General features: G+C 59.2%; 12 protein-coding genes and 1 pseudogene. 1 reads left to right on the top strand and 12 read right to left on the bottom strand.

Annotated elements, in window-relative coordinates; translation table 11 throughout:
• Nucleotide 1: 1 nt before the first annotated feature.
• From AO277_RS22550 to AO277_RS22495, 12 genes are all read right to left on the bottom strand, one after another.
• Nucleotides 2-1,405 carry a DHA2 family efflux MFS transporter permease subunit gene (locus tag AO277_RS22550; protein ID WP_044318826.1) on the bottom strand — a complete coding sequence of 468 codons (1,404 nt, stop codon included), beginning with the start codon at nt 1,403-1,405 and terminating at the stop codon, nt 2-4.
• Nucleotides 1,402-2,610 carry a type III PLP-dependent enzyme gene (locus AO277_RS22545; protein WP_044318825.1) on the bottom strand — a complete coding sequence of 403 codons (1,209 nt, stop codon included), beginning with the start codon at nt 2,608-2,610 and terminating at the stop codon, nt 1,402-1,404. Before AO277_RS22545 ends, AO277_RS22550 begins: the two co-directional genes overlap by 4 nt.
• A complete protein-coding gene (locus AO277_RS22540; protein WP_044318824.1) occupies nt 2,603-4,387 on the bottom strand; it encodes an IucA/IucC family protein in 1,785 nt (594 codons plus the stop codon). Before AO277_RS22540 ends, AO277_RS22545 begins: the two co-directional genes overlap by 8 nt.
• A 237-nt stretch (nt 4,388-4,624) precedes the next feature.
• On the bottom strand, nt 4,625-6,001 hold the full coding sequence (locus AO277_RS22535) for a diaminobutyrate--2-oxoglutarate transaminase (RefSeq protein WP_002553746.1): 1,377 nt from the start codon (nt 5,999-6,001) through the stop codon (nt 4,625-4,627).
• Nucleotides 6,002-6,345: 344 nt separating this feature from the next.
• Nucleotides 6,346-8,754: a TonB-dependent receptor gene (locus AO277_RS22530; RefSeq protein ID WP_044318823.1), complete on the bottom strand. Its 2,409-nt coding sequence runs from the start codon at nt 8,752-8,754 to the stop codon at nt 6,346-6,348.
• Nucleotides 8,755-8,823: 69 nt separating this feature from the next.
• Entirely contained in the window at nt 8,824-9,792 is a 969-nt protein-coding gene (locus AO277_RS22525) for a FecR domain-containing protein (protein ID WP_044318822.1), read from the bottom strand.
• Nucleotides 9,789-10,298 (bottom strand): sigma-70 family RNA polymerase sigma factor, encoded by a 510-nt coding sequence (locus tag AO277_RS22520; protein WP_002553743.1) that lies wholly within the window; start codon nt 10,296-10,298, stop codon nt 9,789-9,791. Before AO277_RS22520 ends, AO277_RS22525 begins: the two co-directional genes overlap by 4 nt.
• A gap of 232 nt (nt 10,299-10,530) precedes the next feature.
• The gene (locus AO277_RS22515; RefSeq protein WP_044318821.1) at nt 10,531-11,247 is read right to left on the bottom strand and encodes an ABC transporter ATP-binding protein; all 717 of its coding nucleotides are present in this window, start codon (nt 11,245-11,247) and stop codon (nt 10,531-10,533) included.
• Nucleotides 11,244-12,092, bottom strand: coding sequence for an ABC transporter ATP-binding protein (locus AO277_RS22510; protein ID WP_044318820.1), 849 nt, complete (start codon nt 12,090-12,092; stop codon nt 11,244-11,246). Before AO277_RS22510 ends, AO277_RS22515 begins: the two co-directional genes overlap by 4 nt.
• Complete coding sequence (locus AO277_RS22505; RefSeq protein ID WP_002553740.1) at nt 12,082-12,936, bottom strand: ABC transporter permease; 855 nt, start codon at nt 12,934-12,936, stop codon at nt 12,082-12,084. Before AO277_RS22505 ends, AO277_RS22510 begins: the two co-directional genes overlap by 11 nt.
• Complete coding sequence (locus AO277_RS22500; protein WP_044318819.1) at nt 12,933-13,931, bottom strand: ABC transporter permease; 999 nt, start codon at nt 13,929-13,931, stop codon at nt 12,933-12,935. Before AO277_RS22500 ends, AO277_RS22505 begins: the two co-directional genes overlap by 4 nt.
• Nucleotides 13,928-15,505, bottom strand: a complete 1,578-nt coding sequence (locus AO277_RS22495; protein ID WP_044318818.1) for an ABC transporter substrate-binding protein — start codon at nt 15,503-15,505, stop codon at nt 13,928-13,930. Before AO277_RS22495 ends, AO277_RS22500 begins: the two co-directional genes overlap by 4 nt.
• 458 nt (nt 15,506-15,963) lie before the next feature.
• Here AO277_RS22495 and AO277_RS22490 point away from each other — a divergent pair.
• A pseudogene (locus AO277_RS22490) lies at nt 15,964-18,602 on the top strand (toxin VasX); the annotation flags it as partial.
• Between the last annotated feature and the right edge of the window lie 68 nt (nt 18,603-18,670).

Genomic DNA, 18,670 nt, shown 5'->3' with positions numbered 1-18,670 from the left:
ATCAGGGTTCGACCGCGCCTGGCTGTGCCTCGGTGCGTTCGTCGTTAAGGGGGAAACGCCAGGCACACGGCAGTGCCAGCAGGATCAGCAGGCCGGTGGCAATGAAGACTTCATTGATGGCCGAAGGCGTGGCGGCCGGTCCCGCAGTGTTCAGGCGAAATTCCAGCCACAGCGAGGCGATGACAATTGCCAGCGACGCCACAAGACGGCGGGAAATGTTGTTCATCGCAGCGCCCTGCGTGACCATCGGCTCGGGCAAGGCATTGAGCCCAGCCGTCGTCACCGGCATGTAGGACAGCCCGAGGCCTGCGCCACGAATCATCATCAGCATGAACACCACGCCGATCGCCGTATCCGCCTTGAGCATGCCCAGCGCCAGGGTTGAAGCACCGGTCAGCAGCAGGCCGATGGCGACTACGGTGCGCGGACCATGCCGGTCCAGCGCCTTACCACCCCACTGCCCGAACAGGCTGGCGAACGCGGCGGTACACAGCAGGGCCAGGCCGGTCCAGATCGGGTTGTAGCCCAGTACCGTCTGCACCAGCAGCGGCAACAGGACCAGACATTCGAACATGCCGACCGACTGCACGACGGCAACGATCACGCTCAGACGGTAACCGCGCAGGTTGAACAGACGCAGATTCAGCAGCGGTGCCTTGCGACTCAACTCGACCCTGACGAAAGCAATCAGACAGGCCACTGCGACCAGCACCATGCCCTGATTGAACGGGTCGAGCAGCGCTTGAGCGTGATGCATGCGGCTGATGGCGATCATCAGCAAGCCGATGCCCGAGGCAACCAGCAAATAGCCGATCAGGTCGAACGGTTTGCGCTCGACAGGCTCGGAGTCTGGCAGCACGCCGACACCCAACAGCAAGGCCAGCAGGCCGATGGGCACATTCATCAGGAACAGCGAGCGCCAACTGAACCACTCCAGCATCAGGCTGCCGCACAGCGGCCCCAATGCCGGAGCGAGCATTACCGCTGCGCTCCAGAGCCCGGTCACCCTGCCCCGCTCGTGCTTTTCATACACGGAAAAAATGATCGCCAGCGACAACGGGATCATCAACCCGCTGGCGATGCCCTGCACCACCCGCGCAGTGATCACCAACGCGATGGAGTTGCCCAGCGCGCCCAGCAGCGAGCCTCCGATGAATAGCGCCACGCCCCACAGGTACAGGCGTTTGCGGCCGATGCGCTGACTGAGAAAGCTGGTCAACGGCATGGTCATGCCCATGCTGGTCATGAACCCTGCAACGATCCAGGTGGCCAGCAGCGGACCGACCTGAAACGCCTCCATGAACGTTGGCAGCGCCGGGTTGAGCGAGCTATTGCTAAGGCTGACAGTCAGCGTACCGAGCAGCACATTGAACACCACCCAACGGCGTGGGACGTTCAGACTCATGTGCGAACCCGTTCGCCGTTGCGCACAAAGTGCTGTACCGGTCTTGGGTGGCAGAGAAAATCGACATGGGAGATGTTGTAGCCGTAAGCCCCTGCCAGCGGCAAGACCAGCAGATCGCCGATGTTCACGCCTTTGAGCGGCTGCTGGCGGCTCAATACGTCCTTTGGCGTACACAACTGGCCGACCACGGTGTAGGCCTGCTCCTCAGATGCGCCCGTCGCTGGCGCACACGGCACATGGATAACCGGATGGTCATGGCCTTGCGCAACCGGCAGACGAAACTGGTGAGTGCCGCCGCGGCAGACCAGAAAATGCTCGCCGTGGCTGGTTTTGCTGTCCAGCACCTCGATGGCGTAATAGCCGCAATAGGCGCTGATGAAACGTCCTGGCTCAAAGCGCAGGATCGGCGCATCACGCTGCTCGCCCAGGCGTTTTTCCAGATAGCGGCACAGGCGCTGCCAGTCGAACTGCTGACTGTTCAGATAATCGACGCCAATGCCGCCGCCAACGTTGAAATGGGTCAACTGCTCCGGGTAGCTGGCCAGTGCTTTCCATTCCTGCCAGCGCTGCAGGTAGAAATCCAGCAACTGCTCGTGACGCTCAACCGACATCTGATGGGACATGGCGTGTACATGGAAACCCTTGAGCGTCAGGTGGCTGGCGCTGTCTACGCGCCTGATCGCCTCGGCCAGATCGGTTTCGTCAATGCCGAACGGTGTGGCGGTGCCAGCCATCGCCAGCTTGCTCGACTGCGCGGCTGGCAACTGAGGGTTGATGCGCAGAAACACCGGCTGCACGCGCCCGGTTTCCTCTGCCAGATGTTGCAGTCGCGCAATTTCGTTGAGGCTTTCCAGATGGATGGCTTCAACCTTGTTCAGCAACGCCGAGCGCAAGTCGGAGTCAAGCTTGCCAGGGCCGGAAAACACGTAAGGTTTGCGTGTCGGGCAGGCCATCACACGCTCGATCTCGCCCCCCGAAGAGATTTCAAAGCCACTGACCAGCGGCGCGAGGGTTTCCAGCATCAATGCTTCGCTGTTGGCTTTGATCGCGTAATACAGCTCTACGCCCGCAGGCAGCGCGGCCATGACGTCAGTGACATGCTGTTGCAACGCATCCAGATCGTAGACGAAAGCCGCCAGCGGGTCGGTTTCCAGTGCCTGAGCTTCTTTGATGGCGCCCAGTACGGTTTCCGGCAACTTATGCATAACGTGCCTCCTTGGCCCATGGTGAAGCGAGGCGCACATAGTTGGCCTCACGGTCGGCCTTGGCGGCGAGCCGGACCTTCAGGTTGGTCTTGCAGGCAATTGACTGGCCGGCGATCAGCGCGTCCAGTTCTGGCGCGGGCAGCACCAACTCGTCGCGGATGCGTTGCAACTGCCGCTCGACCCGCTGCCACATCAGCGGCGCGAGGTGCGGACGTTCCCAACTCAAGGCCAGCACGGCCTCGGACAGGTTGTTGACCAGCAGGCAATAGGTGATGCGGTTCCAGCCTTGTTCGCGGGTGTAGAGCAATGACTGTCGAATCCGCGGGTGCAGCCCGACCTGAATCGCCTTGATGCCCAGTTCATCGGTCAGTTTGACGCCTTCGAAGTCGCGTAATAGCAGCTGTTGAGGGCGTCCGTTATCGTGAATCAATACCGCGTTCTGCAAATGTGGCTCCATCACGATGCCGTGATTGAAGAACAGCGCCATGACCGGGCGCAGCAGCAAGGCCTGGTATTCATCGAACCAGTCCAGCAGGTGCGGGTCCTCAAGTTCACCGCCGTTGAAACGCTCAAGGAAATCGTGCACCAAAGGCCGCGAACGCAGATCACGCGCGAACAATGTACCCGCCATCACGCTGCAGTCCGCGCCGGATCGGCGACAGAAGTTTTCCCGCAGAATCGCGCCGGTCTGCTCGCGAAACCAGTGGCCGTCGGTCCCGCTGGAGCCTTTTGGAGCCCAACTCATCGAACCCGGTTCAGCCACGGTGGACAGCCCGCCGAGGGTTTGCGGGCGGGTCTGCTGCAAGCGCTGAAACAATTCGTCGATGATCAGCGTGCTTTCCAGTTCGTACCAGGCGTTTTTCCTGACGCAGTTGGTAATGCGCACATTCAGTGAGCCCTTGATGAAGTAATCATGCCCTTCGATGTACCAGGTGCGCATCGAAGCCGTCGGGCTGGCCAGCGGCCCGCTGGTGCCCAGATCGGTGATCTGCCCGAGTTCGATCAGGCGCTGCACACGGCGGTCCTGCATAAATAATTGGGCTTGTACCGGATGCATGCAGATCAGCGCATGCCCGGGCCTGGCCCGCGATTGATCCGCGAACCCTGACATCACCTCGGCTTCGCTCAAGCCATTGGAGGTGATTCGCAACCCGTCCAGAGGCACTTCGAACAGATGCAGCGCGGTCTGCGCCTGAAATTCCGGAGCGTAGGTCTCCTGCGCCAGATGCGCAGGCCACAGACGCGCCTTGGGTGCCGGGTGATTGGGATGGCCGAACCACAAGCCCTGTTCGCTGGCCAGATAACCGCTCAGCGGTGCCGGGTGCTGACCGGTCATGTTGTGGGCGACGATGGCGGCAGTCAGGTGCTGGCTTTGCAGGACCTGATCGAGCAGTTCGTCGTTGCTGGCCCGGGTCATGTGCTCGCAGGCGGCCAGCAATTGCCGGGCGAATTCGGCAAAAGCCAGGCAGCGCCAGGTACCCTGCCCCTGCCGCGCATAAACATCGGAAAGGTAGCGATGGCTGCCCAGATGGTCGCGGCGGTCCACCAGCACGAAAAACTGCTGCTCATTAGGCAGGCTGATGGTGAGTGGAATGCCCTTCCATTGCCCGCCATCCACGAAGCTGCCCGGCGCAATACCTTGCATGCCCTGTGGCCAAGTGTAATGAAGGCACTGTTCAGGCAGTGCGAATTCCTTGATCAGGCAATTAAGTAATGCACGAGTGGTTGCCAACTCGCTCACCATGTTTGATAAAACGGTGCGATCGGTATTAGTCATGTCTGCTCCACAGTCGCCTTGACGCTTACTGTTTAAGTGACGTCGCAACAAGCGTTTTTTATCGCTTGCGGCACAACGGCTTAACTGTCGGTGTGGCTTATTATCTGCAACAAGCCAATTGATAATCTGTGCACGACGTGCGATAGGGTCGCTCAGTCAAACGTTGTGTGCGTGTTCTGTTTCAAGCGCAGTGATGTCTTCACTGTTAGTACTGCTTACGCGCTGTTTACAAGCTGCTTACTTGCGCAGCTGGGCCAGTGCAGCCTTGAGGGCGTCCTCGAATCGCTGGATGACCAGTTGGCATTGTTCTTCGGTAATGATCAACGGCGGCAGCAAACGGATCACGTTGCCATTTCGGCCGCCGCGCTCAAGTAACAGCCCCTGCTTGAAACAGTGCTGCTGAATGGCAACTGCCAGTTCCGGATCCATTGGCAAGCTGCCTAGGCGGTCCGCCGGTTTGCGCTCATCGACAATCTCGATGCCCAGCATCAGCCCGCGTCCGCGCACCTGGCCCATCATCGGATAACGTTGCTGCAAAAGGCCAAGCTGTGCCTTGAGCCAGTCCCCGCGTTTTGCGGCCTGGGCAGCCAGGTTTTGCCGTTGCAGCACTTCAAGGGTCGCAAGGCCGGTGGCCATCGCCATTTGATTGCCGCGGAAAGTACCCGCGTGATTGCCCGGAGCCCAGGCGTCGAACTCGCGCTTGAAACCGAGCACGGCCAACGGCAGGCCGCCACCGACGGCTTTGGACATGACGATGACGTCGGGCTCGATCCCGGCGTGTTCGAAGGCGAACATCTTGCCGGTACGGCCGAAGCCGGCCTGTACTTCATCCAGAATCAGCAGAATGCCGTGCTTGCGGGTCACTTCGCGAATCTGCCGCAGCCATGCAGCGGGCGCTGGATTGACACCCCCTTCGCCCTGCACCGCCTCCAGAATCACGGCGGCCGGGAGCGACACGCCACTTTCCACGTCTTCGATGAACTGGGTGAAGTAATAACTCAGCGCCTCGGTGCCGGCTTCACCGCCAATACCCAGCGGGCACCGGTACTCATGAGGGTAAGGCAGGAATTGCACGCCGGGCATCAGGTTGGTGACGGCATTTTTCGGCGCGGTGTTGCCAGTCAATGCCAGAGCCCCGTGGGTCATGCCGTGGTAAGCGCCGGAAAAGCTGATGATGTTGTGCCGGCCGGTGGCAGTCTTGGCCAGCTTGATTGCGGCTTCGACAGCATCGGCACCGGACGGCCCGCAGAACTGCAGGCAGTAATCGCGTCCCTGGCCCGGCAGCAGGCTCAGTAGCGTCTCGCTGAAGGCATCCTTGACCGCGGTGGTCAGGTCAAGGGTGTGCATCGGCATTCCGGACGTCAGGAAGCTGTCGAGACTGGCCATGATAGCTTCGTGATTGTGACCCAGAGCCAGTGTTCCGGCACCGGCCAGGCAGTCCAGATACGTGGTGCCTTCAACATCAGTGACCCATACGCCATGTGCCTTGGCGATGGCCAATGGCAACTTCCGCGGGTAACTTCTTACATTGGATTCAAATCTGCTCTGCCTGTCCAGATAGTTGGCATTGGTTTTCTGCGACGTAGTAGACTGCAATAAGCCATTATTCAACATCGGTTAGTCCTCGCTAAATGCTGGATGCAAACTATTATCATTTCCTTGAAAGTGCAACCCGTTGTTTCAAAAAACAAGATGAAATTTAAATGAACGTTATTACTTACTTAAAAAGTAGCCAGGCACATGAATACGCCGCCCTGTAAGTCGGAATTATTCAAAGTGCCATCACTCAGTGGGACGATTGTTATTTATGTAAGGCACCTAAAGAGAGTCTTATATAGCAGACTCTTCTATGCTCATACTCAGGTTAATTATTTAATAGCCGCACAGGTTATTCCTCGATGAGGACTGCCAGTTTATTTACTACGCCGGTGAGCCCTTCCCTGGGCGTCGCGGTCGACTCAGAACCCGATAGTCGCTGACAGCAGATAGGTCCGGGGTGTCGACAGGGTCAGGCCCGGCTCGCTGTCATCCGACGCTCCTGCCGAACTCCAGTAATACTTGTTCATGACGTTCTCGACATTGGCCCGCAGTGTGATGTCCTTCTGATCGACCTTGAACGCATACCGCGCGCCCACGTCGAAGCGCTCGGAAGAATCGATGCTTTTGCTGTTGGCCTGGTCCAGGTACTGCGAGCTGGTGTAGATACCCCGCCCGGTCAGGGTCAGGCCCTTGACGCTCGGCACGTCCCATTCTGCGCCCAGATTGACGTTGTACTCGGGGGTGGCAGGTGCGCGATTGCCATCGAACGTGCCGTTGACGGTATTGGTCAGCTCGCTGTCGATGTACATCACCCCGCCCAGCAGACGGAAGCCCTTGAGCGGTTCGCCGAACATGGTCAGCTCGACACCATCGTTGCGGCGCTTGCCGTTCGGGCCGAAGACGCGTGAGGTTGTGTTGGTCTCGTAGGCCGGTTGCTTGATACGGAATACGCTGGCAGTGAAGGCATATGACCCCAGGTCATACTTGGCCCCGACCTCGATCTGGCGGCTGACGAACGGCGGGAAGATCTGGTCTTCGTTCACCGACGTCGACGGCGCGATCTTGCCCTGGCTCAAGCCCTCCATGTAGTTGGCATACACCGAGAAGTCGTCGGTCACTTTGTACAGAATGCCGCCTGAAGGTGAGACCTTTTCCTCGTCGTAGGAGGTGTCGCCCTTGACGTTGTCGGTCCAGTCATCAACCTTGACTCGCTGCCAGCGGGCACCGAGTGTCAGCAGCAGGCGGTCATCGAAAAAGCCCAGTGTGTCGGTCAGGGCCACACCGCTGAAGCGGTTCTCGGTGTAAACCTTGGAGTCGGCCCGCGTGGGGTTGGAGGGTGTCGGCGTGTCGACCGGATTGTAGAGATTGCTCGGCGCGGCTGCGTAGCGTGCACCACCGTTTTCAAAGTCCATGTAGAAATAGCTGGCAGCCAGATTGACCTCGTGGCTGACCGGCCCGGTATTGAACCAGCTGCGTGCGCCGGCAGTGGCTGTGCGAACATTTTCGTCGCGGGTGAAGTCGCGCGGCTGAACGCTGAAGTCACCTGCGTCGTTGGTGACCGATACCGCATGGCGCAGGAAGTCATGGTTACTTTTGCGCGCGCCGACACCGCCGTACAGCATCACCGAGTCGCTGAGGTCATATTCGGCATTCACTGCGCCGAAGGTATCCTTGGTGCGCGCCTTGCTCCAGGACTGCGCATAGTTGTCGCGAACATCTTTGGCGTTGGGCACCTTTGCATTGGCACCCACCTGTACGCGCTCCTGCGGGGCATCGGTATCGCGCTCGGTGTGCCCGATATCCGTCGACAGGCGCAGGCGGTCGCCGCGAAAATCCAGGCCCAGCACGGCCATGTCGCGATCAACGCTCTGATGATCCCATTCAGTGTCGCCAGACTGCTTCACGCCATTGAAACGGATACCGAACTTGTCGTCCTCGCCAAAGCGACGCGCCACATCCACCGCCGCGCCTGCCTGCCCCTTGGACGCATAGCTGGTGGTCAGCTCGGTGATGGGTTTATCCGTTGCGCGCTTGGGGACCACGTTGATCCCCCCACCGACACTGCCACGCGGCGAAATGCCATTAATCAGCTGGCTTGGGCCCTTGAGTATGTCTACCCGCTCGGCCATTTCCATGTCGATGGTGTATGTAGGCAGGATGCCGTACAAGCCGTTGTATGAGACGTCGCTATTGAACAGGCTGAAGCCGCGAATGGTGAACTGTTCGTAACGCCCGCCTGCCGGGTTGGTGGCACGCACCGACGGGTCGCTGGCAATCAGGTCGCCAAGGGTACGGGCCTGCTGGTTTTTCACCGCGTCCTTGGTGTAAGTGGTCATGCTGAAGGGCGTTTCCATGAAGTCCCGCGAACCCAGCATGCCTTGCGAGCCTTTGCGTGCCACTTGGCCGCCTGCGTATTCCTGGCCATCGGTAGAGCCGCTATCACCGACAATCGAGGTGGGTGCGAGTTGCAGGCCTGCGCTCGCGCTGTCAGGTGCCGGGATCAGCGTGTAAGCCTGCTCTCCGACGGGGATCAGTTGCAGACCGGAACCTTGCAGCAAGCGCGCAAAGCCTTCCTCGACCGCGAATTCGCCGGACAACCCCGAACTGTTTCGACCGTTCACCAGCGCAGGGTCTACCGAAAGGTTGACCCCGGCCTGACCGGCAAAGCGGGTGAGCGCGGCGCTCAGGCTGCCAGCCGGCACCTCATAGGCACGTTTGCCCGAGGTTTCGGCCCAACTGGTCGAGGCAAACAACGGACTGGAACTCAACGTCAGCAACAGGCTGAAATGCAAAAGCGGACGCAAACGGTAGGAAGACACTGCGGACATAGAGGGAAACTCTCGTATTTTTTGTGCACTTACCTGAAATGACCAGCGAGACAAAAAAAAGGGACAGCTTCACGCATTATTTTTTGTCGAAATGTTTTTTCGAGGTACCAGCGTGACCCAGTAACGGGTCCGCATCTGCACGTCCACCGGCAGGCTGGCAGCCAGTAACGAAAGCACGCGGTCGGTATTGTCGAGCCTGAAACTGCCCGTCACTCGCAGGGCTTCAAGTGCCGGCTCCCAGCGCAGCAAACCGGGGCGGTAGCGGCCAAGCTCGCGCAGGAAATCACCCAGAGACTGGTTCTGTGCGGTCAATACATCGTCGCGCCAGCCGGGCAGCAAGGCGTCGAAGGCGCTGACAGGCCCGGCTCCGTCCTGTTTGAGGCTGACCTGTTGTTGTTGTGCATGCAATGCCAGCACCGGCCCCTGCAGCGGATAGAGTTGCACTGCGCCGCTGACCACCGATACACGGCAATCGCTCTGGTTGAGACGTACACAGACTTCACTCTGACTGACCACGACGCGCCCGTAGGGGCCCTCGATGGTCAGCGCTGCCCTGCCCGGCACCTTGAGTGCTATCTCGCCACGCACAAGGGTGACTCGACGTGCACCCAGATCGACATTCACCGCGCTGTCGGTGTTCAGTTGCAAGGTGCTGCCATCGGCCAGGGACAGACGCTTGTGCTCGCCGACGGAGGTTTGCAGGTCGGCACGCCAGACATCCAGCGGCAACTGACGGCCCACCAGCCAGGCGGTAGGGACCAATGCCACAGCGCCCAACGCTCTTTTGAGCGCCGCGCGTCTTGCTTTGTCGGGACGATCCAGAGTAGCCATAGCCAGATTGGCAGGCAGGCCGAAAAAACGCTGCCGCAGCTGTTGCGCCTTTTGCCAGGCGCGCTCATGACTGGCAGAGCTGTCGCGCCAGTGCTGCTGCATGGAGTGATCTTCTTCGCTGGCGCCGCCGGATTCCAGAAGCGCCAACCACTGCGCCGCCCTGCGTACTACCTCGCGTTCTTCGTTAGAAGGTGCCGAGCGAATCACCAATCCACCAGCAGGCAGTGTTCGTAGGCTTGCGCCATATAACGTTTGACGGTGCGTTCGGAAACATCCAGGCGCTCTGCGATTTCCCGATACCCCAGCCCCTCAAGCTGGCTCCAGAGAAACGCCCGGCGCACCACTGCCGAAAGACCGTCGAGCAACTCGTCCAGCGCCTGCAGGGTTTCCAGCAACAGCCAGCGCTGCTCAGGCGACGGCACGCTGTCTTCAGGCAACCGCTCCAGCGCTTCGAGGTAAGCCTGTTCCAGGCTGCGGCGAGTATAGAAGTTACTGAGCAGGCGCTTGCCCACCGTCAGCAGGTAAGCGCGTGGCTCCTGCATATCGGCGATCTGCTGAGAGCTGGACAGTACACGCAGGAATGTATCCTGACTCAGGTCCGCAGCATCCCAGGCATTGCCCATGCGTCTGCGCAACCAGCTTTCCAGCCAGCCATGATGATCGCGGTAAAGGGAATGCAAGGTCTGCTGTGATAGCGTCGCTGCTTCAGTCATGTCAAAAGCCTTGAGCGATTGGTGCGCCAAATGAGACTGATTCTAATTAGTGTTATATCCCGAGTCCACGCTCTTTTTTTCAAAAAGCCCGCCGCCGCTGCGTAAAATCGGGGTCATTGGTCCGCAACGCGTTGATCTGCGCTGTATACAAGTGATTCACTCGAGCGACAAATAAACGCGATGTGTAACTTTTTTGTACCACTTTCGACGTAAATTTCTTCCGGGAAATCGATCAGTGGTTCGCCCCCGCCAATACGCCAAGTGCCGCACGATCAAGATGTCGCTCGACACGTCCCTCGCGGATCAACAGTGCCCTGTCACACAAATGGGCAACGGTATTCATGTCGTGACTGACCAGAATCATGGTCATGCCCGTGTCGCGACGCAGGGCCTGGAGAAGATTGAGTATTTCCGCCTGAACGGTCATGTCCAGCGCCGAGGTCGGTTCGTCCAGCAACAACAGTGCTGGATTCAATTGCAGCGCACGAACGATGGCAACGCGCTGACGCTGGCCGCCGGACAGTTGATGCGGGTAGCGATCGAGCATGTCACCCGACAGGCCCACCTGTTCCATCGATGCAACCAGATTGGCCTCGTCGAAAGGAAGGCCGTTGATCTGCCGCGGCTCGCGCAGGCTGCGGCGGATCCGGTGCAGCGGATGCAATGACGCATAAGGGTCCTGAAACACCATCTGCACCTGCTGACGCAAGGTTCCCGTGAAGGCTTGCTGCGCGTGAAGCGGCTGCCCCAAGAGGTTCACACTGCCCTGCCAGTCGCGCTGGAGGCCGGCGAGCACTCGCAACAAAGTCGATTTGCCAGAGCCCGACGCGCCGATCAGGCCAAAGCATTCACCCGGTTCGATTCTCAACTCTGCCATCTGTAGTGCAGTAAAGGCATGCAGGCCGCGCTTGAAGCTTACCGTCAGTTCATTGATATCCACCACGCTCATGGCAGCGCCTCCATTAGTTTGCGATCAAGGGTCGCAAGTGCCTGACCATAGGTCAGAGCAGAGGGCTGACAGCGCCATAGCGTCTGCGTGTAGGGGTTACTGGCAGTTGCCAGTTCGGCGGCGTTGCATCGGTCGACAATCCGCCCGCGGTACATGACCAGCGCCCGGTCACAATATTTCGCCACCAGAGGCAGATCATGACTGATCAGCAGTAACCCCATGTTGCGTTGTTCGACAAGGCCCAGAATCAACTCCAGAATCTGATCGCGCAGGCCGCTGTCGAGTGCCGAGGTGGGTTCGTCGACAATCAAAAGGCGCGGATCATTGATCAGCATTGCGGCGAGCATCACCCGCTGCCCCATGCCGCCGGACAGTTCGTGGGGGTAGCTGTCATACAGCGCCAGCGGGTTGGGCAAGCCTACAGCCTCCAACATGTCGAGTACTTTTTCGCGGCGCTCACGGCGTCCCAGCCGGGTATGCAGCACCAGCGCCTCTTCAACCTGAATGCCGACCCTGAGCACCGGGTTGAGCGAATACCTGGGGTCCTGCAACACCAGTGACAGACGAGTACCGCGCAGGCCCTGCCATTGCTTTGCCGTCAGGCTGCGCAGGTCATCGCCTGCCAGGCTCATGTGTTCGGCGGTCACCTGACCGGGGCGTGCGACAAGCCCCAGCAACGCACGCGCGGTGAGTGACTTGCCCGAGCCGGACTCACCCACCAGCGCGACCTTTTCAGTGCCCACAGTGAAATCGATCCCCTTGACCACCTCGATCAGTTCCGGGCCCGAGCCTGGAAAACCGATCCGCAAGCCCTGCACGTTCAACAGCGATTGTTCATGAGTCATGACGAGGATCCAGTACATCGCGCAGACCGTCGCCCAGCAGGTTGAAAGACAGGCTCGTCAGCAATATCGCGATTCCCGGTGCAGCGGCGACCCACCACTGATCAAAGATGACCCGGCTGCCGTCGGCAACCATCGAGCCCCATTCCGCAGTCGGTGGCTCGACACCCAGGCCAAGAAATCCCAGCCCTGCGGCGGCCAGAATGATGCCGCCCAGGTTCAGTGCTACACGCACGATCACCGAAGGCAGGCACAGCGGCAGGACGTGACCGATCAACAGACGCATGCCACGTATACCCTGCAAGTGAGCTGCGGCCAGATAGTCGCTGTTGCGCAATACACTGGTTTCCGCCCTTGCCTGACGGGCATACGCGGGCCATGCCGTGAGCGACAGTGCCAGTGCCCCGTTGAGCAGGCCCGGCCCCAGAATTGCGACAAACGCCAAGGCCAGCACCAATTGCGGAAAGGCCATGATTATGTCGGTCAGGCGCATCAGGATTCGCTCGGCCCAGCCGCCGTAAAAGCCGGCAGTAACGCCCACCAGCAAACCGATGGGCAAGGTCAGCAGCAATACCAGCGTTACCAGCAGCAAGGTCGGGCGTGTGCCGTAAAGCAGGCGTGTGAACAGATCCCGGCCAAACGCATCGGTGCCCAGCCAGTGGGTGGCAGACGGCGGCAGCAGACGCTCCTGAATATTCTGCGTATTGGGATCAAAACCACTCAACAGCGGCGCCAGCAACGCCACAAGTACCAGCACCCCGATAATCGACGCGCCGATGAGTAATGCGGGTGAGCGACGCCATCCGCTGCGAGCCACTATATTGTCGAACGCTACGGAAACACTCATGACACCCCCCGTGTTCGCGGATCGATCATGCCAGCCAGCACATCGGCGATGCCGTTGACGACCACAAAACAGAGTCCGATAACCAGCGTGCTACCGAGGATCGCTGGTACGTCACCGGCAAACAACGCCGTGGTGAGGTAGCGGCCGATACCCGGCCAGGCGAAGACCGTCTCGGTGAGAATCGAGCCTTCGAGAAGACTTGCGTAAGACAGGGCAACGACGACCACCAGCGTCCCGGCAACGTTCGGCAACACATGGCGCAACAGCACCCGACCACGTCCCGCCCCTTTGGCCAGCGCAGTCACGACGTACTCCTTGCCCATTTCTCCCAGCAGCGCGGAGCGTGTCATGCGGCAAATGCCTGCCATCGAGTAAAACGCCAGGACTAGAACAGGCAAGACCAGATGACTGAAGGCGTTGGCCAGCGCGCCGCTTTCGCCAGAGCGCCAGGTGTCCCACAACATCAATCCACTGCTCAATTCAAGGGTGTAGAGGTACGAATCGTCCAGACGGCCTGGCCCGCCAGTCCATTGCAGCCTGGCGTAGAACAGCAGGAGCATCAGCAGACCGAGCCAAAAGATCGGCACTGAATAGCCAATCAGCGAGACCAGCCGCACCAGCCCGTCAACCCAGCCTCCCGGCCGCCACGCTGCCAGCAGGCCCAATGACAGGCCGAGGGTACTGCCCAGCAGAATGGCCAGGGTCGCTAGCTCAAGTGTGGCTGGCAGCGCACGGCTCAAACCTTCCAGCACGGGCTGCCCGGAGGTAATGGAAACCCCAAGATCTCCTTGCCTGAGGTTGTCCAGATATCGACCGAACCGCGCAGGCCAAGGTTGATCAAGGCCCAGATCGGTTCGAACCTGGGCCAGCGCCGGATCGACTGGCGATAGAGTGGTCAGCATGAATGTGAAGAACAACAGGCCGATCAGTGTTATCGACAACGACAACAGTCCGCTGGCCGCCACTTTAACTCTGCGTGAAGCCCCTGCTCTCACTTGCTTTTGCTCACCTGATCAAAATACGGCAGCGAAACGGTGATGTTCTGTAACACACCTTGCACGCCGTCATGTACCGCGACCTGGTTCTGACCTTGCAGCGCCACGACAAATGGCGAGCTTTGCTGCACAGTTTTTTGCAGGTCGTTATACAGCGCAACACGTTTTTGCGGGTCACGTTCGGCAGCAGCCGTGCGGGTTTCCTGGCTCAGTTGCGGGATATCCCACTGAGTGCGCCAGGCGATGGTTTTCGGACCGTTGGCGACGTTGTAAGTGAAGGCGCTCGCGTTGGAGTGAGGATCCAGATAATCCATCCCCCAGTAGGTGAAGATCAGCTGAAAGTCCCGGGCGCGCATTTTCGCCAGTAGCTCGCTTTCTACCAGCGGACGCACTGAAATCTCTATGCCGGCTTTGGCAAAACTGGCTTGCAGCGCCTGGGCAATATCTGTGTAGGGAGGTTGATTGAACACATTGAGTTCGATTTTCGTGCCTTCGGCAATACCACCCGCCTTTAAGGCGGCCTTGGCTTTATCGACGTCCAGTTTGAACGGTTTGTCGACCAGCGAGCCGATGACGCCCTCAGGGAGGAATGCCTGGTGGACGCTGTACTGGTTTTTCAACAGATCTTTGGAAATGCCCTGATAATCAACCAGCCAGCGAGCAGCTTCCCAGAACGCCGGGTTCTTCAGTGCAGGCGCCTGCGTGCTGCCACTGTTGATGGCCAGGTAATAGATCATTGAGGACGGGAATCGCTGCACACTGACGCCCTTCTGCTTTTCCAGAGCGCTGAACTGGTCTGCGCCCAGATCGAACGCAAGGTCAGCATCGCCCTGCACCACCAACAGACGTCGGGTTGCCGGGTCAGTGACGTTCTTGAGGATTACTGTTTTCAGCTTGGGGGCCTTGATGGCATTAGGATTGGCCTGAAGCACCAGCGCCTCGTGCGGCACGTAGCTGCGCAGCGCATAGGAACCCGTACCGGCTGAATGATTTTTCAGCCAGCCGTTGCCCAGATCAGCGTCTTTCGTATGCTTGCCGACCTCTACCGCGTCGACAATGAAGCCCACTGGCGTCGCAGACAGAATGCTCAACGCAAATGAGCTGCCTACCGCTGCTGGCCAGGAAATCTTCACATGCTGGTCATCCACGCGGGTCAGGAAGCTGTCGACGTTTTCCGCCGTCCAGCCCAACTCACCCAGGATGAATGCAGGCGACTTGTTCAGTTTGACCACGCGGCTCAGTGAGTAAATGACGTCTTCCGGGCGAACACTGTTGCCCGAGGCAAATCTGGCACCGTCACGCAGTTCGAAAACCAGACTCTTGTCGTCGTCACCCGCCTTCCATCTGGATGCCAGGGCAGGCACCAGGCTGGCCGGGTTCTGCCGGTCTGGCTCAAGCAAGCGCTGATAGATATTAGCCAGGGTGTTGGTCGCGGTTATTTCAAAACTTTCGGCGGGGTCCAGGCTGGCAATGTCGTCTATTGAACGCGCCACCAACAGCGTATCCGGAGGCGTCGCAGCCCATGCTGAACCGCTGATTGTGATTGCCATAGCCAGAGCTGTCAGACGCCGCATCGTGAATTCCCTTATGAGCTTGAGTTATTGGGAGCAGACGATATAGCGCATTTGGTAATATAAAAAAGACTGTTTAGTCATTAACTTAGAACGTTTTTCCGGGTTGAGACGCTCGGGGATAGGGCTGCGTTGCGGTTTGGGGAGTGGTGCGCAATAGGTTGCGCAATCAGCGGTCGCTTTAGATCACTTAAGGGCTTGCGAGCCTCGCTTAGCGGCGCTTTGACGGCGTTGCGCAATATCTTGTAATCGCACGCAGAATCTCGCGCAGGTTTTTATTGGATTTTCGACTGAGAAATCACTCTCGAATCACATTTAAAATTAACCTTTTGATTTATATGAATAAAAATATTTGGCACTGTTCTTGTTTAGCTCTCACGGCATTCAACTAGCCCAACTGTCCGTTTCTGTCTGGGCCTCGACGGTATCGATTACCAACGCCAGAGCAGGGAATTCACACAATGACCAACGGCAGGCTGAGCGATGGCCCTTCCTGCGAAATGGACAAACTGATCGTCCAGATCGTGGGCAAGAAGCATTCGGAACAGCAGCAGGTTTTGCTGCTCGGTTCTGATGGAACCCGTATCTATTCACCCAAATCGGAAGTGCTGGAAAGGGAGCTGTTCAGCAGCACCCTGAAGGTCTGGGATCACATCGAGGGCACGCACCTTCATCTGCAGATCGCGACCCTTGAAGGCGAGCCGATTCGCCTGCCGTTGCTCAGCGGCACGAAAGTCACGCCGCGACAGGCCGATGCGCAGTTCAACCAGATCGTTCCGGTATTACCGTTCGTGGCATTGCCCGGTTCGAAAACGGTGAACGATATGGGTACACCGGTGCTGGCTCGCGGGGGTTATGTGTATGTGTTTTATCAGGAGAAGCTGTGGCGCGAGCTGGAGATCCACGTCAGCGAAAACGGCAACACGTATCACGACATCGACGTGGCCCGATATCGTCAGCAAAGCGGGTTTCTAGCGGGCGAGCGCAAGGCCACTGGCCAGGCACTTGAGGACATCTGGCTGCCGGCACTCTGGAACAACCGGCACGTGCAGACGCTACAGCTGTGTTTCTCGGAAATACAGCTCAGCGCGGCACGCCTTGAGCGTCTGGAAAAAGACGCGGCTTCAAGAGATCAGCGCTGCACCAGCCCTGACCTGAGCGGGTCGAAAATGCGCTTCACGGACCTATACAAGGGCAAGCCCGATGGCAAGGCGATGCTCGATGCGTTTTCTGGCTTTGATGCCAAAAACCCTGTCGCCCAGGCACTCATCGCCCCGATCAAGGCGACCCGGCTGAATCTGCAATACAACGCGTTCCCGGTCAGCCTGGCTGCACCGCAGCGCGCCGCCAGCCCGGTTATGAAAGGCTGCTCGATCATCCGGCGCGGTATCTGTGTGATCTCTCGGGGCAGTTTCCGGTCGAGTCCTTCAGAGAAGCCAAGGCATTTCTCGCTCAGGCTGGCAGAGGTGTTGCTGTGCAGGATGTCAGGCACCTGGAGCTGACAGCGATGGCCGACGCGCTGCTCGCCAGTTTGCCGATCGAAGCGGATGCCGAGCCCGTCGATGCGGGGGTACTCTGGGAAGCGCAGGCCGGTGTCGTCGATGTGCTGGAAAACGCCCGCCAGCGGCAGGTCTGCGGTGTGCTGCTGGACGATGCCTGCTATCGCCTGCGTCATCTGCGGCAACGTGTCGATACGTGCCAGCAACTGTTCGCGCTGTGCGCCCGACACGCCGTTCTTCACCCACACCATGCCAGCGCTTTGCTGGTGCAACAACTGGTGGTGCCGCGCAGTATTCGCGGTCAGGAAAACCCGCTGCACGCGGCGATGGCCAAGCTGCATGAGCCGGGCAGACGAGCGATCAACCAATGCACTGCCACGGTCCAGCGTGCGGTGGTCTGGCGGCACATGCGCAGTGCTCAGGACGCACTGGTCGCCAGCCTTAAACAAAGCGCCACGGAGCAAATGCTGGCGGATCACCTGAGCCTTGAAGGTTTCGACTACGTGGCGGCGATGTATGAGTTGAGTCGGACGCTGGCGACTCTCGCGCTGCTGCCATCCAACGTCGATCCGCTGGCACCCGGTGGCGACATGGTGGATGCGGTCACAGGTGTTGGGCTATGGGATCAGGCCGTGAGCCTTGGGCAGAAGTTTTTGAACCAGGCCGCCAGCGATGACACGTCACCCCTGCACCTCATGCTCTGGCCCGAATGCGATCTACAGACCGCTTGCGCGCCTTATGTCGTGCCGGTTACAGATGACGAGAACAAAGGCGACGGCCGTTTTCGCGCCACCGAACTGGCCCGTTTCGAGACTCAGCCAGCGCCTGACCCCATCGCCCAAGTCACACTGGACGCCACCACCCTCGCTAACTTGCTGGCGGGCGACAGCCTGCAGAACTTCTTCCTGATCAACAACGGCAAAGCTACAACAGCGGCGCTGGTCGGGATCTTTGAAAACCTGCAAAGCGCCGCAGATGGCGCTGCGAACGCCGTCGCCAAAGCCAGCCAGACTCTTGCGTCAGCCAAAGGTAATGCAAACAGCGCCAATGCCAAGGTCCGGTCGGCAAACGACCGATTGGCCCAGATGCAAGAACGCCTCGGTGCAAACGCCGACAAGATCAACGTCAACCGCCAGGGCCGAGGCGTACAACAACTGCGCAGCATGATGCCCGAGCATTTCGGTGCGGCCTTCCTGATCCGGCGCAATCAGGTCACGCCGCAACACTACGTATTCGGCCTGGAAGACCTGCCCGGCAGAGAGTCGCTGCCAAAAACACGTTACGGCGAATACCTGAGACCCGACGGAACGCCCTTCGGCGACATCGCCCCACCGCATCCCTCTTCTACCCACCTGCCAAAAGGCGACCATCTGGTACTGGTGATCCCACGCGGCCACAAAACCGCGCAGGTGATCGGCGACATGAACCGAACGCTTAAAAAAGCTCGTGAGGCGGCCGGTGCGGTGGGTGATGCTGAACGGGGTCATGTTCGGGCGAAGAGTGGATTGAGCGAGGCCATTGAGGGGCTGGATGCGGAGAAGAACAAGGCGGCTTATCGGGTGCTGGGGTCGACACCGTTTTGTCTGGCGGTGTTGATGCTGGTGAACCGCCCCGGGTTTCTCGGAGACTCCAACCTTTGAGAGGATGGAGCGATGAAAAAACTACCGAA

Origin of the sequence: Pseudomonas amygdali, from assembly GCF_002699855.1 — a bacterium.
Taxonomy (GTDB): domain Bacteria; phylum Pseudomonadota; class Gammaproteobacteria; order Pseudomonadales; family Pseudomonadaceae; genus Aquipseudomonas; species Aquipseudomonas amygdali.
The sequence above is the reverse complement of the archived record's forward strand: the minus strand, read 5'-3'. Positions and strand labels throughout refer to the sequence as shown.